The organism is Chitinophaga agrisoli (assembly GCF_008386695.1).
Lineage (GTDB): Bacteria > Bacteroidota > Bacteroidia > Chitinophagales > Chitinophagaceae > Chitinophaga > Chitinophaga agrisoli.
In genome coordinates, this window is the sequence record NZ_VUOC01000002.1 from 1,169,938 (window position 1) to 1,184,725 (window position 14,788).

The 14,788-nt window shown below is 48.7% G+C and carries 15 protein-coding genes; 2 read left to right on the forward strand and 13 right to left on the reverse strand.

Annotated elements, in window-relative coordinates:
* Positions 1 to 14 precede the first annotated feature (14 nt).
* The 4 genes from F0L74_RS11935 to F0L74_RS11950 form a co-directional block, all read right to left on the reverse strand.
* Positions 15 to 1,178, reverse strand: coding sequence for an HlyD family secretion protein (locus tag F0L74_RS11935; protein WP_149838093.1), 1,164 nt, complete (start codon positions 1,176 to 1,178; stop codon positions 15 to 17).
* A 15-nt stretch (positions 1,179 to 1,193) separates the two neighbouring features.
* Positions 1,194 to 1,424: a helix-turn-helix domain-containing protein gene (locus tag F0L74_RS11940; protein WP_149838094.1), complete on the reverse strand. Its 231-nt coding sequence runs from the start codon at positions 1,422 to 1,424 to the stop codon at positions 1,194 to 1,196.
* Between the two features lie 313 nt (positions 1,425 to 1,737).
* Positions 1,738 to 1,929: a hypothetical protein gene (locus F0L74_RS11945; protein ID WP_149838095.1), complete on the reverse strand. Its 192-nt coding sequence runs from the start codon at positions 1,927 to 1,929 to the stop codon at positions 1,738 to 1,740.
* Between the two features lie 95 nt (positions 1,930 to 2,024).
* Positions 2,025 to 2,204, reverse strand: coding sequence for a hypothetical protein (locus tag F0L74_RS11950; RefSeq protein WP_149838096.1), 180 nt, complete (start codon positions 2,202 to 2,204; stop codon positions 2,025 to 2,027).
* 445 nt (positions 2,205 to 2,649) lie between these two features.
* Between F0L74_RS11950 and F0L74_RS11955 the strand changes: the two genes are divergently transcribed.
* Positions 2,650 to 3,288, forward strand: coding sequence for a 4'-phosphopantetheinyl transferase family protein (locus F0L74_RS11955; protein ID WP_149838097.1), 639 nt, complete (start codon positions 2,650 to 2,652; stop codon positions 3,286 to 3,288).
* Between the two features lie 63 nt (positions 3,289 to 3,351).
* Here the strand turns inward: F0L74_RS11955 and F0L74_RS11960 are convergent, their stop codons facing one another.
* The 3 genes from F0L74_RS11960 to F0L74_RS11970 form a co-directional block, all read right to left on the reverse strand.
* Positions 3,352 to 4,224, reverse strand: a complete 873-nt coding sequence (locus F0L74_RS11960) for a sugar phosphate isomerase/epimerase family protein (protein WP_149838098.1) — start codon at positions 4,222 to 4,224, stop codon at positions 3,352 to 3,354.
* A gap of 99 nt (positions 4,225 to 4,323) precedes the next feature.
* Positions 4,324 to 4,986: an NAD(P)-dependent oxidoreductase gene (locus F0L74_RS11965; RefSeq protein ID WP_149838099.1), complete on the reverse strand. Its 663-nt coding sequence runs from the start codon at positions 4,984 to 4,986 to the stop codon at positions 4,324 to 4,326.
* A 170-nt stretch (positions 4,987 to 5,156) separates the two neighbouring features.
* Positions 5,157 to 6,575 (reverse strand): DEAD/DEAH box helicase, encoded by a 1,419-nt coding sequence (locus tag F0L74_RS11970; RefSeq protein ID WP_149838100.1) that lies wholly within the window; start codon positions 6,573 to 6,575, stop codon positions 5,157 to 5,159.
* 216 nt (positions 6,576 to 6,791) lie between these two features.
* Between F0L74_RS11970 and F0L74_RS11975 the strand changes: the two genes are divergently transcribed.
* A complete protein-coding gene (locus F0L74_RS11975; protein WP_149838101.1) occupies positions 6,792 to 8,063 on the forward strand; it encodes a PQQ-dependent sugar dehydrogenase in 1,272 nt (423 codons plus the stop codon).
* Positions 8,064 to 8,068: 5 nt separating this feature from the next.
* On the opposite strand, the gene F0L74_RS11980 is transcribed toward F0L74_RS11975, so the two are convergent.
* The 6 genes from F0L74_RS11980 to F0L74_RS12005 form a co-directional block, all read right to left on the reverse strand.
* On the reverse strand, positions 8,069 to 8,698 hold the full coding sequence (locus F0L74_RS11980) for an HD domain-containing protein (protein WP_149838102.1): 630 nt from the start codon (positions 8,696 to 8,698) through the stop codon (positions 8,069 to 8,071).
* 32 nt (positions 8,699 to 8,730) lie between these two features.
* Positions 8,731 to 9,126 (reverse strand): VOC family protein, encoded by a 396-nt coding sequence (locus F0L74_RS11985; protein ID WP_149838103.1) that lies wholly within the window; start codon positions 9,124 to 9,126, stop codon positions 8,731 to 8,733.
* A 15-nt stretch (positions 9,127 to 9,141) separates the two neighbouring features.
* Entirely contained in the window at positions 9,142 to 9,882 is a 741-nt protein-coding gene (locus F0L74_RS11990; RefSeq protein WP_149838104.1) for a protein phosphatase 2C domain-containing protein, read from the reverse strand.
* Between the two features lie 18 nt (positions 9,883 to 9,900).
* On the reverse strand, positions 9,901 to 10,962 hold the full coding sequence (locus tag F0L74_RS11995) for an aldose epimerase family protein (protein ID WP_149838105.1): 1,062 nt from the start codon (positions 10,960 to 10,962) through the stop codon (positions 9,901 to 9,903).
* 20 nt (positions 10,963 to 10,982) lie between these two features.
* Positions 10,983 to 13,196 (reverse strand): alpha-amylase family protein, encoded by a 2,214-nt coding sequence (locus F0L74_RS12000; protein WP_149838106.1) that lies wholly within the window; start codon positions 13,194 to 13,196, stop codon positions 10,983 to 10,985.
* A 61-nt stretch (positions 13,197 to 13,257) separates the two neighbouring features.
* The gene (locus F0L74_RS12005) at positions 13,258 to 14,784 is read right to left on the reverse strand and encodes a RagB/SusD family nutrient uptake outer membrane protein (RefSeq protein WP_149838107.1); all 1,527 of its coding nucleotides are present in this window, start codon (positions 14,782 to 14,784) and stop codon (positions 13,258 to 13,260) included.
* Between the last annotated feature and the right edge of the window lie 4 nt (positions 14,785 to 14,788).

Sequence of the window (14,788 nt, forward strand, 5' to 3'; positions counted from 1 at the left end):
AAGGATTTCAGGCGTTAAACGCTTTGTTTCTCCCGGGCGTTCTTCCCGTTAGGGTTCATCCAGTCGTCTGCTTTATCATATAAAAGCTGGAACAGGCTCCGCTGTGTAAGTATAAAACGTGCCTGGAAGGTCATGCCTTTTTTGAGCATGCCTTTTACGCCATTGCGGGTACGTACCTCCGTATTGGCAAAGCTGCATTTTACCTTAAACGCCGGCTGGTTGTTCATGAGTATAAAATCATTGTCAATGGATTGTACAACGCCGTCCACTACGCCCCACTCGGTATAGTTGAACGCGTCTACCTGGAATTTAACCGGCATACCGGTCTTCAGGTAACCAATATCTTTGGGGCTTACATAACATTCCGCTACCAGGTTAGAGTCTGGCGAAATAATACCCAGCAGTTCCCCTGCCTGTATATAACCACCGGTATACTTGCCGGTGAACTGTTGCAGCGTACCGCTTACCGGCGCTTTTATCACATTCCATTCCTTTTCCTGTTGCAGCTGCCGGGTATCTGCATGCAGGCGGCTGCTTTCTTCCTGCAGGCGGCTCAGCTCTTCCTGCCAGGCGCTGCGTTGCTGCTGCACGGCAGATTGATAGGCTGCCTGACTTTTTACATACTCATATTGCCGGTCTGCATACTCTTTTTTTGCGATCACTTTTTCTGCAAAAAGTTTTTCATACATCTCCATATCCGCCTTTAGCTTATTAACGGTGGCCAGTTGCTCATTAAGGGAGGATTGATAGCGTTGGTATTGCTGCTGGTAAAGAGCGGATTGCAAACCGCCGCCCCGGCCGGTAGCCAGCACCGTAAGATCATGGATGTATTTATCGCGTTGCTCCAGCTCCCAGGTATTCTGTTGCAGCTTGCTGTTGCTTACCTCTTCCTGCAGGCGCAGGATCTCCTGCCCCTTGCTGATCCTGGCGCCATCGGACACCAGCACTTCTGCGATGGTGCCTGCCACCAGGTTGCGCAGCTCATGCTTTTCCGTTACAGGCCTTATGAGGCCGGCAGATTTCACAGATACATCCACCTTTATAAATGGCAATGCCGCCAATGCGGTCAGCACGGCGGCAAGCACAGTGATATAGATCAATTGCGTGCGCACCTTTACCCTGGGCAACCAGGTGTAAGAGGAGTGTTGCATAACTTCAATCGGAAACAGCTGTGGCATAGCAGTGTTTTGTATTTACGCCAATTTCACTTCGGCCAGTAGTTCTGTAGGAGCAATCTCCAGGATGCGCGCCACCTCACAGAGGCGGTCTACGGTCATAGGTATCTTTCCTGTTTCCAGCTTGCTATAGGCGTTCTGCGATATGTCCAGGTGCGCGGCCATATACTCCTGGGAGTATTCCTTTTTTCTCCGTAAGTGCCTGATCATGATTGCTACCTGTTGGGTACATCTTAGTTTTTCTTCCATACTACGCTGATTAAATAGGAGATGGATAGTACAATCTCATTTCACTAAATAGGGTACGACGGTCTAACTATTAAACAATTGTATAACAGATATTTACGGGTAAACACTTTATACGGATTGCAGGACAAATACATTTTTATTTTTTTTACTAAAAAAAGATAATGAGGTTAGTGATTCACGATGGTGATTGATTGGTGTAAGACCACCAAAAGCAGGCGCCGGATACTTGTATAAAAAGGGAAGCGCCCCCATCCACTTGCGCGGACCGGGACGCTTTACATCCTTCGCTTAATCTGGTAGCAATGCTACGCAGCTAAACAAGAATATCTACTATGGTACTCAGGAATGTTCCGCTGGTAGTAGTAACATTCTTCACTACGCCAATAACGTTGGCCACTTCTGGCACTAAACGCGCGGTAAGGTCTGTTAAAAACCCACCTCCCTGAACGGCTGATAGTTCATCCTGGGATAGTGGGACCAAGCCTTCTGTCAACAGCTGTTTCATGGTTAAATTTTAGGTTACAACAAAATGCCCAAGGGCCGGATAACCTTTCGCCCCAGAGGAACAACAATCCATTGCAAAAGAAAAAACGTAAATGACTAAACGAGCCAGGTGATGGCATTCTTTACAATAACGCCTACAGTACCAACAATAGCGGGTACACCCTGTACCAGGCTTACCGCATTGGTCAGCAGGTCTGATAATAAACCACCGCCTTGTACTTCCGTTAATTCCTGTGAGGTTAATTCTGTGAGGTTTTCAGTGGGGAAGTTTTTCATAGTTTGATTAATTTTTATGGTTACTTTTTTGCCTACTCTATTCAAAGCTTTTCGGCTGCCGCTTATGAAAGGAAAATTGCAACAAATTAGCATGCCAAACAAAACCCCTTAGTTTTAAATTATAGCCATCAGTTCTAAAACGAGATATTTCATATAACTAATAATGAACAAAGGATAATTAATCTTCATAACTGCAATTTTTGCACGCATGATGAAGCTGCTGATAGCATTGGGTTTACAAGGCAGTAAGCAGTTAAGTAACGTTGTTTGAAAATGAATTTGCGTGGAATGCCCTACATATTGTAGTTATCACACGATAGTGTGTATTAAGTTATTGTGATAAAGGCGCAACGATGAGTACACAAATTAAAATTATATTTTATGTAATAATTTTCCAAAATTGCGGTTCCAAATTCATTTTTTAATCCTTTAACTATCCTATTGCATGGCGGGAACCATTTACTTTGCCACTTATCCTATGCCGCTGCCCACCGCGGGTTTTCAGGCCTTACTGGAGCAATTACCTGCTTACATGCAAAAGAAGGTAACGCAGCTCAGAAGATGGGAAGACGCCCACGCCTCTCTCTTAGGTAAACACCTGCTGCTCACTGCCCTAAAGGCACGGGGCAGCGCAGATACGTTGCTGCAGCTGCGTTACTCCGGCTATGGACGCCCTTTCCTGGAAGGGAATATGGATTTTAATATTTCGCATGCCGGACGGATGGTGGCCTGCGTAGTAGCCCCGCAGGCAAGAGTGGGCATCGACGTGGAGCAGATCCGCCCGGTACAGATCGCGGAATTTAAAAGGCAGTTCACTGACCGTGAATGGGCGGCCATCAATAACGCGCCCAACCCGGTGAATGCCTTCTATTCTTTCTGGACCTGTAAGGAAGCGGTATTAAAAGCAGATGGCAGCGCCCAGCATGGCGCTTTGCCCAATATGGATGTAACAGATAAAAAACCGGTGGTACTGGATGGACATACATGGCATCTACACGAGATAAAAGCATTCAGGGACTATGCCTGCCATATTGCCGTTGATAAAAAGGGGGTGGAGTTTAACGTGGAGGAGGTAAAGTTCTGATAAAACAGGAAGGATGGATAGCTATGTTCAGCTGCTATCCATCCTCCATAATTACATTATCTTTTAATCGCGCAGGCTTAACAGGTATTTGATACTCTGCGGCACCTGGGTTTCTACGTTGCTGCTTTCGTCTTCTATATAATAATGCTCAATAGCGGAGCGTTGAGCGGCCTTCAGCACAGCCGGTATATTTATCTCGCCGGTGCCTAAGGTTACATCATTCTCGCTGGAGGTGCCACCGGAAAGATTGCCGGGTACCCCTTTCTTCAGATCCTTCACATGCATAAGGCGGAAACGGTTACCATATTTCTTTAACAGCGCTACCGGGTCCTGACCGGGGAAATGTACCCACAGGATATCCATTTCAAAGCTTACATACCGCGGATTGGTCTGCTGCATGATATAATCGAACAGCGTACCCTTTTCATAGGGTTGGAACTCAAAGCCATGATTATGGTATACCAGTGTTAAGCCGTATTGATCTTTCAGGATCTTGCCCACGCGGTTAAACTCGGAAATGGCCTGTTTGGCCTCATCCAGCGTTAAACCGGTTTTGCTATGCGGAAAGCCTGCTACGCGCACAAACTTGGCGCCCAGCGTACGGGCATTTTTTGCCACCTCGTCTGTCTTACCTGTCAGGTCTTCATAACCCACGCCAAATGAGGAACATTTGATACCTCTTTCATCGATCATCCGGCGGATATCCGCAGCTGTTTGTCCAAACAGGTTGGAGAACTCTATATCCGTAAACCCGGTCTTTTTTACCAGGTCCAGCGTGCCTGGCATATCCGTGGCAAATGCTTTACGGTAAGTATAAGATACAACGCCCGGATGTTGTTTTAGCAGGGGGCGGCCTGTTTGAGCGCTCAGCGGCAGATGGTTATACAGCAATCCGATCAGTAAACAACTAAAAAGCGCTAGTTTCCTTACAATCATAAGTGGCAATTTATATGGTTAGGCCACTAATATAACAGTTCTGTTGTAAAGATCATAGTGGAAAGGCGGACGCCCCTGGCAGCCCTTTGCCACCGGCGCTTAATAAGCAGCGGTAAAACGCCGGCGTATATGGTTGGACTGCTCCAGTTCATCCACGATCACAATGGCGGTATCTTCCACGGAGAGCCGGCTTCTGCCGTCTTCATCAAATACCGGCGTATCCAGGCTGGTACGGTACAAGCCGGTACGCTCGCCGGGATGTGCGGGGCTCATTTCAATGGCAGGGCTCAGGAAGGTCCAATCAAGGTCCTTTTCCTCTTTAAGTATATTCAGGTAATCGCGCGCGGCCGTAGCGCCGTCCTTAAACTGCGCCGGGAAATTGGGCGTGTCTACCAATTGCATACCGGGGGCTATTTCCAGGCTGCCGGCGCCGCCGATAGTGATGAACCTTTTTACGCCGGCCTTTTTTACGCCAGCCTGTATGGCTTTGCTGCCGGTCATAAAATCTGCATAGATATTAGGATTGTCCCAGCCAGGGTTAAAAGCATTGATCACCGCGTCCATGCCGGATACCAGCGCCGCCACAGCATCCTCATTGTATACATCGCCTTTTTTAACAACCAGGTTGGGATGCTCCGTAGTGATCTTTTCCGGGTTACGTACGATAGCGGTTACCTGGTGACCACGGTTCAGTAACTCCTGCAGGATATGTGCGCCTACAAAACCGGAGGCGCCTATCAATGCGACTTTTTTGCTTTCCATATTATAGTATTTATACTGTAACTTTTAACATTACAGTACAAAAGTAGGGATATTTATATGAATCTTCCAAGTCTTTTATTTTATCCTTTCCAACACGGTAGATCTATAAAAAATAGGATGCACTGGTTACCCGGTACATCCTATTGTTTATTACACGATCAGTAAATAGCTTATTGCTGTCCGCTGGCTTGCTCGCTGCGCGGACGGCGGCGGAAATTGTTGCGGGAACGGTTGCCGTTACCACTATGGCCGCCGGAATGATGGCCTTCAGCACGGTTTCCATCAACGCCGTTTCCATTAGCGCGGTTACCATTAGCATGGTTACCATTACGGTTGCCACCCTGGGAACGGTTACCGTTACCATTAGACGGGCGGCGCTGTTGTTGCCGCTGGCCGTTACCCTGGGTCTGGGCAGGCGCCTGCGATGATACAGCGGTGTTATTACTATGCCAGGGATGTGTGTCCATCACCGGTATATTACGGGCGATCAGTTTATGGATATCGCGCAGGAAAGCCCTTTCTTCCGCATCGCAGAAGGAGAAGGCGGTGCCATTGGCGCCGGCACGGCCTGTACGGCCAATACGGTGCACATAGGTTTCCGGTACGTTAGGCAGCTCATAATTGATCACATAGGCCAGTTCATCGATATCAATGCCCCTGGCGGCAATGTCTGTAGCCACCAGTACCCTGGTTTGCTGTGTCTTAAAATTTGTTAAGGCACGCTGACGGGCATTCTGGGATTTATTACCGTGAATGGCTTCCGCGGTGATACCAGACTTGTTCAGGTCCTTCACTACCCGGTCTGCCCCATGTTTGGTACGGGTAAACACCAATACGGTCTTTATATCCCGGTCCTCCAGCAGGTGCAGCAAAAGGTTCTTCTTATCTCCCCGCTCTACAAAATATACCCATTGTGTAATGGTTTCTGCGGTGGAGGAAACAGGCGTTACCTCTACTTTAGCGGGATTATTTAAGATAGCATTGGCCAGTTTCTGTATTTCCGGCGGCATGGTAGCAGAGAAGAACAGGCTTTGACGTTGTGCGGGCAACAGGGTAAGGATGCGTTTTACATCATGTACAAAACCCATATCCAGCATACGGTCTGCTTCATCCAGCACAAAGAATTTAAGCTGTTGCAGGGAAATGAACCGTTGTTGTATAAGATCCAGTAAACGGCCTGGTGTAGCAATCAGTATATCCACGCCTTTTTTCAGCGCCAGCGTTTGCGGATGCTGGGATACGCCGCCAAAGATCACCAGGTGTCTCAGGTCCATATTTTTACCGTAGGCGGCAAAGCTCTCTCCTATCTGTATGGCCAGTTCACGTGTAGGGGTCAGCACCAGCGCTTTAATGTTGCGTTGTGCCCTGGGCTGTGCGCCCTGTGATTGTTGATGTGTATGTAATAATTGTAATAAGGGCAGCGCAAAAGCAGCGGTTTTACCGGTACCGGTTTGCGCGCAACCCAACAGGTCGCGTTGCTCTAATACAATGGGGATAGCTTGTTGCTGTATAGGGGTTGGCGTTGTATAACCTTCACTTTCTAAAGCGTTCAGCAGCGGGGCAATGAGCCCAAGTTTCTCAAATGACAATATTCAATATTTTATAGTGATTTAATAGTGGTAAGGCTATCAAAGAATGAGGATTGATACGTTACCTGCCTTACTCAATACCTGCATGATTTTCTGATGGTTGGACCTACAAAAGCAGATGAGGATGTGAATAAAAGTGGTGCAAAGATAGTACAAATATCCGGGATTGCGCCGGGCATGCGTTTTGTATTTGATAGTATGCTAAATACTATTGTTATGAAAGTGATACTACCTATCATAGCTTTCAGCTTTATTTGCCATACAATTGTTGCACAAAGTCCACAAAAAGCCGCTTTACCGGCTCCTTTTGCCACTAAATCCACCAAAAACTTCAGCAAAGTCATCGGTTGGGAGAACGGGGTAATACCCCGGGCGCCCAAAGGTTTTGTGGTAACCCTATATGCGGATGGGTTACAAAATCCCCGGTGGACCTATGTAACGCCTAATGGCGATGTGCTGGTGGCAGAATCTAATACCATCAAAAACACGGTCATGCAGGTAGGCGCCGTAGTACTAGGCGCCGCCAAAGCAGAGAATATGAAGAAAAGCGCCAACCGGATCTCCATCCTGCGGGATACTACCGGCGATGGGCATCCGGATCTTAAACAGGTGTTCCTCGAAGACCTGAACCAGCCCTTTGGCATGCTGATCATGGATAACCAGCTCTATGTAGCCAATACCGACGCGCTACTACGTTATCCTTACCAGCCTGGCCAGCTAAAGATGGACTCCGCCGGAGAAGTACTAATGGACCTGCCTGCAGAAAAGCGCAACCAGCACTGGACCCGTAATATCATCACCAATGCGGACAGCTCCCGGATCTATATCGCCGTAGGCTCTGTAGATAACCTGGGCGATAATGGAAAGGAAGTCAACCCGCGCAGGGCCTGTATACTGGAAGTGGATAAAGATGGTCATGGCGAGCGCATATATGCGTCTGGTTTACGCAATCCTGTGGGCATGGCCTGGGCGCCGGGCACTAAAACACTATGGGCAGCCGTGAATGAACGGGATGAACTGGGAGACGACCTGGTACCGGACTACCTGACCAGCGTAAAAGACGGCGGCTTCTATGGCTGGCCTTATTCTTATTTCGGACAACATGCAGACCCGCGTATTGAAGCGCCCCGGCCAGACCTGGTACAAAAAGCCATTGTACCGGATGTATCCTTGGGCGCGCATACCGCTTCTTTAGGCCTGGCCTTCTATACAAAGACCGCTTTCCCCAAAAAATACAGGGGTGGCGCTTTTATAGCCCAGCATGGCTCCTGGAACCGCTCACAGCTGGCCGGTTATAAAGTGGTATTTGTTCCTTTCAGGAATGGAAAACCAAGCGGTAAGCCGGAAGATTTTCTGACGGGTTTTACCGCCGGCAAAGACAATGAAGTACATGGCCGGCCCGTGGGCGTAACCATATTGCCAGATGGCAGTATGCTGGTAACTGATGATGTGAATGATAAGATCTGGCGGGTGGCTGCAGTCAAATGATCCCTTTAGAGCGTATCCAGTTCTTCCTGTATATTCTGACGGGCCTGTGTTTCATATAGCTCCCGGAAAAGGGTAGTACGGAATACCGGCGATTGCAGGAAATGGGTTAACACCTTACGCCGGCCAGGGTTATATACCAGCTCCGGATATATGCTATACTCTTTTCTTATTTGCTGCGCATACTTCCTGTACGCTGCAGCCGGGCTACCCAGGATAGCCATATCAAAATCAAGGAACAGCGCCAAGTCGCCGTCTTCATCATTGCCACTATGTGATTTGGTAGCCCGGATATAGTCCATTACCAGCTTAGTATCCGCAGGCGGGAAATTTGTTTGCTCCAGGAACTTGCCGGCAGCCAGTGCGCTTTTCTCTTCGTTATCGCCTTTTAATACATTGTAAACGACATCATGAAAGAAGATAGCCCATTGTATAATTTCCGGGCGGCGGATCATATGGGCATACTGTTCCTGCAATTGCAGCAGAGTATATATATGCCGCAGGTTGTGATAATGCCGGTTAGTGCTACCGTAGGCTTTTACCAGTTGATCAAATTCCTGTTGGATCAGGGCTTCGTTGGTGCAATAAGGGGTGGCCAGCTTTATCCAGGACGCTTTTAATGTATCGAAGGTTTCCATGATTAAATTATGCGCCGGTAAAATTAGGGTTTTTATCTCACCGCCGGCTCCAACAGATCCCACAGATTACCATACAGGTCCTTAAACACTGTCACCTTACCGTAAATCTCTTGTACCGGCTCCCGCACAAACACAACACCTTTCTGCCGCATGGCATCATAATCACGCTGTAGATCATCAGTATACAGGAAAAGGAACACCCGGCCACCGGTTTGGTTACCGATACGGCTGCCCTGCGCTTCATCTGCCGCCTGGGCCAGCAACAGGCAACAACCATTTGAACCGGGCGGCGCTACCCGTACCCAGCGCTTGCTGTCAGAAAGCGCGGTATCTTCTACCAGGGTAAAGCTAAGCTGTTGGGTATAGAAGGCGATAGCCTCATCGTAGTCTTTTACGACCAGTGTAATATGGGCAATGTATTGCTGCATAACGGCGCTGTTTTATTACGGATGGATAAGCCGTATTACAGCCAGATCATCCGTAGGCATTAATCCATGATGATGCTCAAGATACTTCAATTTTAAATGCAGCATATCGTCAGAACCGGTTTTGCTGCTATCCACCAGGAGATAGTGTACAGGGTCTATATCATCATCTGTAGGCTTAGTTTGCAGATTCGTGAAGGTACTGGCTCCATCGGTGGCAATACTGATGTCTTTTATTCCACTGACCTGTAACGTTTGCTGTTGCCCGGCATACCATTCCTCAAAATCCTCAGACAAATGATAACCGATATAATCAGGTTTGTTATCCTGGTCATATTCCGTGATCACGCCATTCAGCGCTATCACGCCATCCCCTATCGTTACAATCAGCGCCTGATCCTGCTGGGTATCTGCCAGCAACAGGATGAGGGTGGATAACAATTCCTTTTTGTCCAGTAATAGTTGATTCTGTAGTGATTGCAGTTCGCAGAACAGTTCTTTCAGGATCGTTTTAAGCTGTTCTTCCAAAGATATCGTGGCGGCCCGGGGATTGTAAAACGCCTCATAGCTTTTAGCCTTGGCTATTTTCCGTAGCACCCTGCCTGTCAGGGTAGCTGCAAAATAGCTGTCAATTCCCATGGTACAACCATCCATTACAGCGCATAACAGCCTGTTGGGGCCAATATGGTCATAAAAAAGATAGTCCTCGCAGTGATGTAAATGGTATTCTCCTCTCCGGAGCGTAGTGTAAATATGCATGCAGGATGCAAAAATACATTATCTCACCCCAAATTCATACACCGTGGTGGTTTGATAAACCGCTCCCGGGTTTAGTATCGTATTAGGAAAATCCGGATGATTAGGGCTATCCGGGAAAGCCTGCGTTTCCAGGGCAATAGCGCCATGTTGTACATAGGGCTTACCTTGCTGGCCAGTGATGCTGCCATCCCAGAAATTGGCCGTATACACCTGCATCCCCGGCAGATCAGTAAACACTTTCAGCCACCGGCCGGTGCCCGGATCTTCCAGGATGGCGGCAGGCTGGTCTTCAGTCCCGCTGTTTAACACGTAGTTAAGGTCAAAACCCATATCCCGGGGAAAAGTACCTAACCGGTCCCCTATCCTGTCCGGCTCCGTAAAATCAGCGCCGCTGCCGGCAACGGATACTATCTGGCCGGTTGGTACATTCTGGGCATTCTTTTCTGTATAACTGCCGGCATGCACCTGTAGCAGGTGATCATGGATCAGCGGCTCCTCGAAACCGGTGAGGTTGAAATAGCTATGATTGGTAAAGTTTACAGGCGTGCGCTGGTCGGTTACGGCGGTATACTCCATGATCAGCTGGTTATGCTGGTTCAACAGGTATTTTACCGTGGCGGTCAGGTTGCCGGGGTATCCTTCTTCCCCGTCTTTACTCATATATTCGAATATAACGCCGGTATGCTCCTCTTCACGGATCTGCTCTTTCAGGGACCATACCTTCCGGTTAAAACCTACCCAGCCGCCATGCAGGTGATTTTCCCCGTTGTTCACGGACAGTTGCCTGGTTTGCCCGTCCAGTACAAAACGGCCGCCGGCAATACGGTTGGCATAACGCCCTACCACACAACCAAAATACCAGGGATTGTTGGCATAATCCAACGGTTGTTCAAAACCAGCGGCAATGTTCTTTATATTACCATCACGGTCCGGGGTGTAAACAGCCATTACGGCACATCCCAGGTTGGTAATATGCACGGTCACGGTCTCATTCTTCAGTGTTACCAGGTACAGGGCCGCTCCATGTAAAGCGCCATGCGGCCTGGCAGTAAGCGATAATGTCTGCTGCTGGGTATTCAATTTCGTCTGTTTTTAAAAGGTTAATCACCTAAGGGAATGCATTTTACCAGTATCGCATCTTTCACCGGCACTGCCAGCGAAATGGACTGCTGTCCACGCGATACCTGCCCTAGTGATTGACCGGTCAACAAGTCTTTCAGTTCATATCTCCCGTCAGCCAAGCCAATATCTTTCATGTGGATGGTTTCCCGGAATTCCTTTTGCGTAGCAAAGTTAAACAATGCCAGCATGGTTGTATCGCCTTTCAAATAAAAACTTAACTGCTGGTCCATTGTTTCTCCGTCTGCCATACGTAAAGGGGTAAATACTTTAGGCTGACTGAAGAACGCGCAAAGCTCCGGGTTATTTAAATAACGTTTTGCCCTTTCTGCGGCTACCTTATCCCGCAGGTCTGATCCATCGCCCAGTATGCTGCCCATCACCATCATGGCATACAACCGCACTTTTATCTCCTGCTCGCTGAGGTCCGGATTCTTCTGGAAATGTTTCATAATAGCCACGTCCAGGTTAGTATAGGGCCATAGCGTGCCCTGCATCCACCACATATGGGAGCCGGTTGCCAATGATGACTCCGTGCTGCCCCAGCCGGGAAATCCCGGTTGATCATCCCTTAGATGAGAATATACATCCGTAGAAACAAAACGCGTATGCGCATACTGATGCGGGAACATGGGCGATATGGCCATGGTGATAAAGATATCCGGTCCCATAATGGAATCCATCAGGGATTTCAGCATCTTCATGCCCTGGTTATAGGCCTGCATGCCGGTGCGCACATTTTTATCATAGCGGGTCACTGATTCGAGCGAACCAGCTGTGAGGAAGTCGATTTTAATAAAGGAAGCATTAATGGCCTTTGCTTTTTTTAGCTGGCCAATGATATATTCCTTTACGGCCGGGTGTGTAGGGTCAATGGCGAAAGCGCCCCAATCCCCGTCTTTATAGGCAATAGGCTGCCCATCGCTGCCTTTTAATACCACATCGCGCAGCAGCGTGCTGGTGCCGTTCAGTTTGGTCTGGTCCATATTGTTCTTCCAGGTCCAGACCGCAAAAGGGATAAAATAAAAGCCTAATTCCTGGTTGCGTTTTTTTGCATATTTACCTAGAGACGCCAGCAGATCGGTGGTGTAAATATTCTGATCATAGGAATCAATGCTCAGCACCGGCTTTGCATACTTATTGAAATTATCCAGGGTGGCAATAAGATCAGATACCTTGGCCACACCGGGCGGCATCATTACCTTCTCATACCCCAGTACGCCCTCTACGCCAAAGCTGTTCCAGTAAAAAGGCGCATATCCTTTCCACTCCAGGCGGCCGGACTGTTTTACATTCACGTTGCCGTAATTCACAAAATCCTGGCGCGTATCTGCGCTTGCTGCCAGGTAAATAACCGGCGACTGTATCCGCCCGCCCTGCAAAGTACCGTGCGGCGCATGATCATGCGTGCCATCCAGGCCGCCGTAAGCGGGCGGTAATGCCTTGTTATCCGCGGTGGCCGCTCCGCCATAGATGTTAAAAGTATCCAGCTCTCCTTTGGCGAGCGCTGTGTGGTAAGCGATACCGGTCTTCCAGGTATCGTGCGTAATGCTGCCGGCTACCAGGCCGGCAAATGTATTGTTGTCATATAATGCCGAAAACTCGTAACTAACGCCGCTGGCAGCTTTTGCGCCCGCCGCCGGCCATGCCTGTGTTAATACCTTCACCCAGTTATCATTGTCAAAAGGCACGTCGAGGATGCGGGGCTCCGTCCCGGGTATAATTACCCGCCCTTGTACTTTGGACGATACTGCCAGGGGCGATATGTTACGGGTTTCCGGCAAGGCGCCGGGCGCCTTACCAGTAACTGCTTCTACACTGATTAATAGAAATGGCTGGTTTTCGTATAGGATAATATGCTGGATCAAACTCACCGTCCGCCGGGTATCTGTATGCTCCACCTGCACGCTAAGTCCTTTGCCCAGTGTACCTTGCACCGGCGCGGTAGCGATATGATGCTCACTAAAATCAGCGGTACCCAGGTACCCCGCATGCACATCTTCCACATAGGCAGTAGTATTCAGCAGCTGTACGCCATTCTTAAAATAATAGCTCAGCTTTCCGGACGTATGGTCCACTACCAGCCTCACCTGTCCGTTAGACAGCACTGTGCTGTCTTTTGTCTCCTGTACATCCTGTGCTGTTGCTGACTGCAGCAAAAAGCACCCGATGATAAATATTAGTGATCGTCTCATATGCTTTTACAGGCGGCCGCGAAAAGCCTATATTGCTATCTCGCTTTTCGCAGCCGCGGATTTAGTAGCCCGCGTTCTGATCGGCCCGGCTCAATGACTGGTTATTATCAAACTCCCAGGTAGGTATAGGATATAACAGGTGTTTTTCCTGGATATTGGGCGCGCCATCCGGGTTATAATCCTTCACGGCCTGCAGCAAGGTGCCGGTACGTTTCAGATCAAACCAGCGCCAGCCTTCAAAACCCAGCTCCCGCATACGCTCCACCATGATCTCCTTACGCAGCTGATCCTGTGAAGGCGCGCCATGTACGATCTCATAGTTATCCAACCCGGCCCGGGTACGGATCCTGTTCAGCTGTTGCAGGGCAACAGCGGTTCCGCCTAATTCGTTCTCCGCTTCTGCATACATCAGGATGGCGTCTGCCAGTCGCAGGTAATACAGGTTGCGGGAAGAATAGGATCCAGACACAGAAATGCCTTTGGTAATGTCAAATTTCTTCATGTGTGGTTTACCTACGTCTGACCACCAGGAATAATCAACAGGGTTGCCGTCTTTGTCGAAAAACTCCCAACGGAAAGAAGCCGCTTTGCGCTTGTCCCCTGCTTCAAAACTGTTAAAATAATAGTCCGTAGGTATGATCACGTGACCGCCGCCGCCAGGCAGCGCCAGGTCATTGACCTGCCAGGAGCCCAGGTTGTTGGCCAGATTGCTTGTATTATTATTTTCATTGGAGAACTGTACCTCAAACAGCGACTCTATATTATTTTCATTGGTTTCCACATACAGGTCCGCATAGTTATCCATCAGTTTTACGTTAGACGCGGCTAATAGTGGCTCAAGCGCCGCTTTCGCCTTGTCATATTTTTTCTCTGTAAGATATACTTTACCCAGCAGTGCCATAGCAGCCTCTTTTGTAGCAGCGCCTACCTGTGTCCCGTTTCCACCTTTGCTTTTCAAATTCGCTGCCGCAAATTCCAGATCCTTCTCGATCAGTTCGTATACTTGCTCCGGGGTACTCCGCGGCAAGCCGCCTTTCTGGTCAGACACTTCGCTCTTTTCTTCCGTGGGCAGGGGCACACCGCCATACAGCTGCACCAGGTAAAAGTAAAAGAGCCCGCGCATAAATTTTGCTTCGCCCAATCCCTGGTTCTTCACCGCATCCGGGGCAGCCGCACCAGGTATATACCGGATAGCAGTGTTCGCGTTGTTAATGCCCCGGTAGCAGATCACCCAAAACCATTGTATCACATCATTCTGGCTGGTCATCAACTGCGAGTAAGTGTTCACCGCGCAGAAGTTCTGCCAATAAGTGCCCCAGGTAGGCACAAATAGTGTGGTCTTTGCCTCATCGGTGCCCACCATTCCAACTATTACATAATCGCTTCTCTTTAAGTCCAGCAGCTGGCGGTAAAGACCTACCACGCCCGCCTTAATGCCTGCTTCATCTTTATACAACGCCTCTGGCGAAACAAATACTTCCGGCGTAATATTCAGTTGTTTGGAGCAACCGGAAAGAAACAGGCCGGCCATGATAATGCAGATCGATACGACCTTGCTTTTTTTAGAATATTTATATGCAGTTAACATTTGA

Coding starts and splice junctions, on each gene's coding strand:
- F0L74_RS11985 (WP_149838103.1), bottom strand. CDS start 9,126: ATGCAGCAATACATTGCCCATATTACACTGGTCGTAAAAGACTACGAT.
- F0L74_RS11935 (WP_149838093.1), bottom strand. CDS start 1,178: ATGCCACAGCTGTTTCCGATTGAAGTTATGCAACACTCCTCTTACACC.
- F0L74_RS11980 (WP_149838102.1), bottom strand. CDS start 8,698: ATGGAAACCTTCGATACATTAAAAGCGTCCTGGATAAAGCTGGCCACC.
- F0L74_RS11940 (WP_149838094.1), bottom strand. CDS start 1,424: ATGGAAGAAAAACTAAGATGTACCCAACAGGTAGCAATCATGATCAGG.
- F0L74_RS11975 (WP_149838101.1), top strand. CDS start 6,792: ATGAAAGTGATACTACCTATCATAGCTTTCAGCTTTATTTGCCATACA.
- F0L74_RS11965 (WP_149838099.1), bottom strand. CDS start 4,986: ATGGAAAGCAAAAAAGTCGCATTGATAGGCGCCTCCGGTTTTGTAGGC.
- F0L74_RS11990 (WP_149838104.1), bottom strand. CDS start 9,882: ATGCATATTTACACTACGCTCCGGAGAGGAGAATACCATTTACATCAC.
- F0L74_RS11945 (WP_149838095.1), bottom strand. CDS start 1,929: ATGAAACAGCTGTTGACAGAAGGCTTGGTCCCACTATCCCAGGATGAA.
- F0L74_RS11950 (WP_149838096.1), bottom strand. CDS start 2,204: ATGAAAAACTTCCCCACTGAAAACCTCACAGAATTAACCTCACAGGAA.
- F0L74_RS11955 (WP_149838097.1), top strand. CDS start 2,650: ATGGCGGGAACCATTTACTTTGCCACTTATCCTATGCCGCTGCCCACC.
- F0L74_RS11960 (WP_149838098.1), bottom strand. CDS start 4,224: ATGATTGTAAGGAAACTAGCGCTTTTTAGTTGTTTACTGATCGGATTG.
- F0L74_RS12005 (WP_149838107.1), bottom strand. CDS start 14,784: ATGTTAACTGCATATAAATATTCTAAAAAAAGCAAGGTCGTATCGATC.
- F0L74_RS12000 (WP_149838106.1), bottom strand. CDS start 13,196: ATGAGACGATCACTAATATTTATCATCGGGTGCTTTTTGCTGCAGTCA.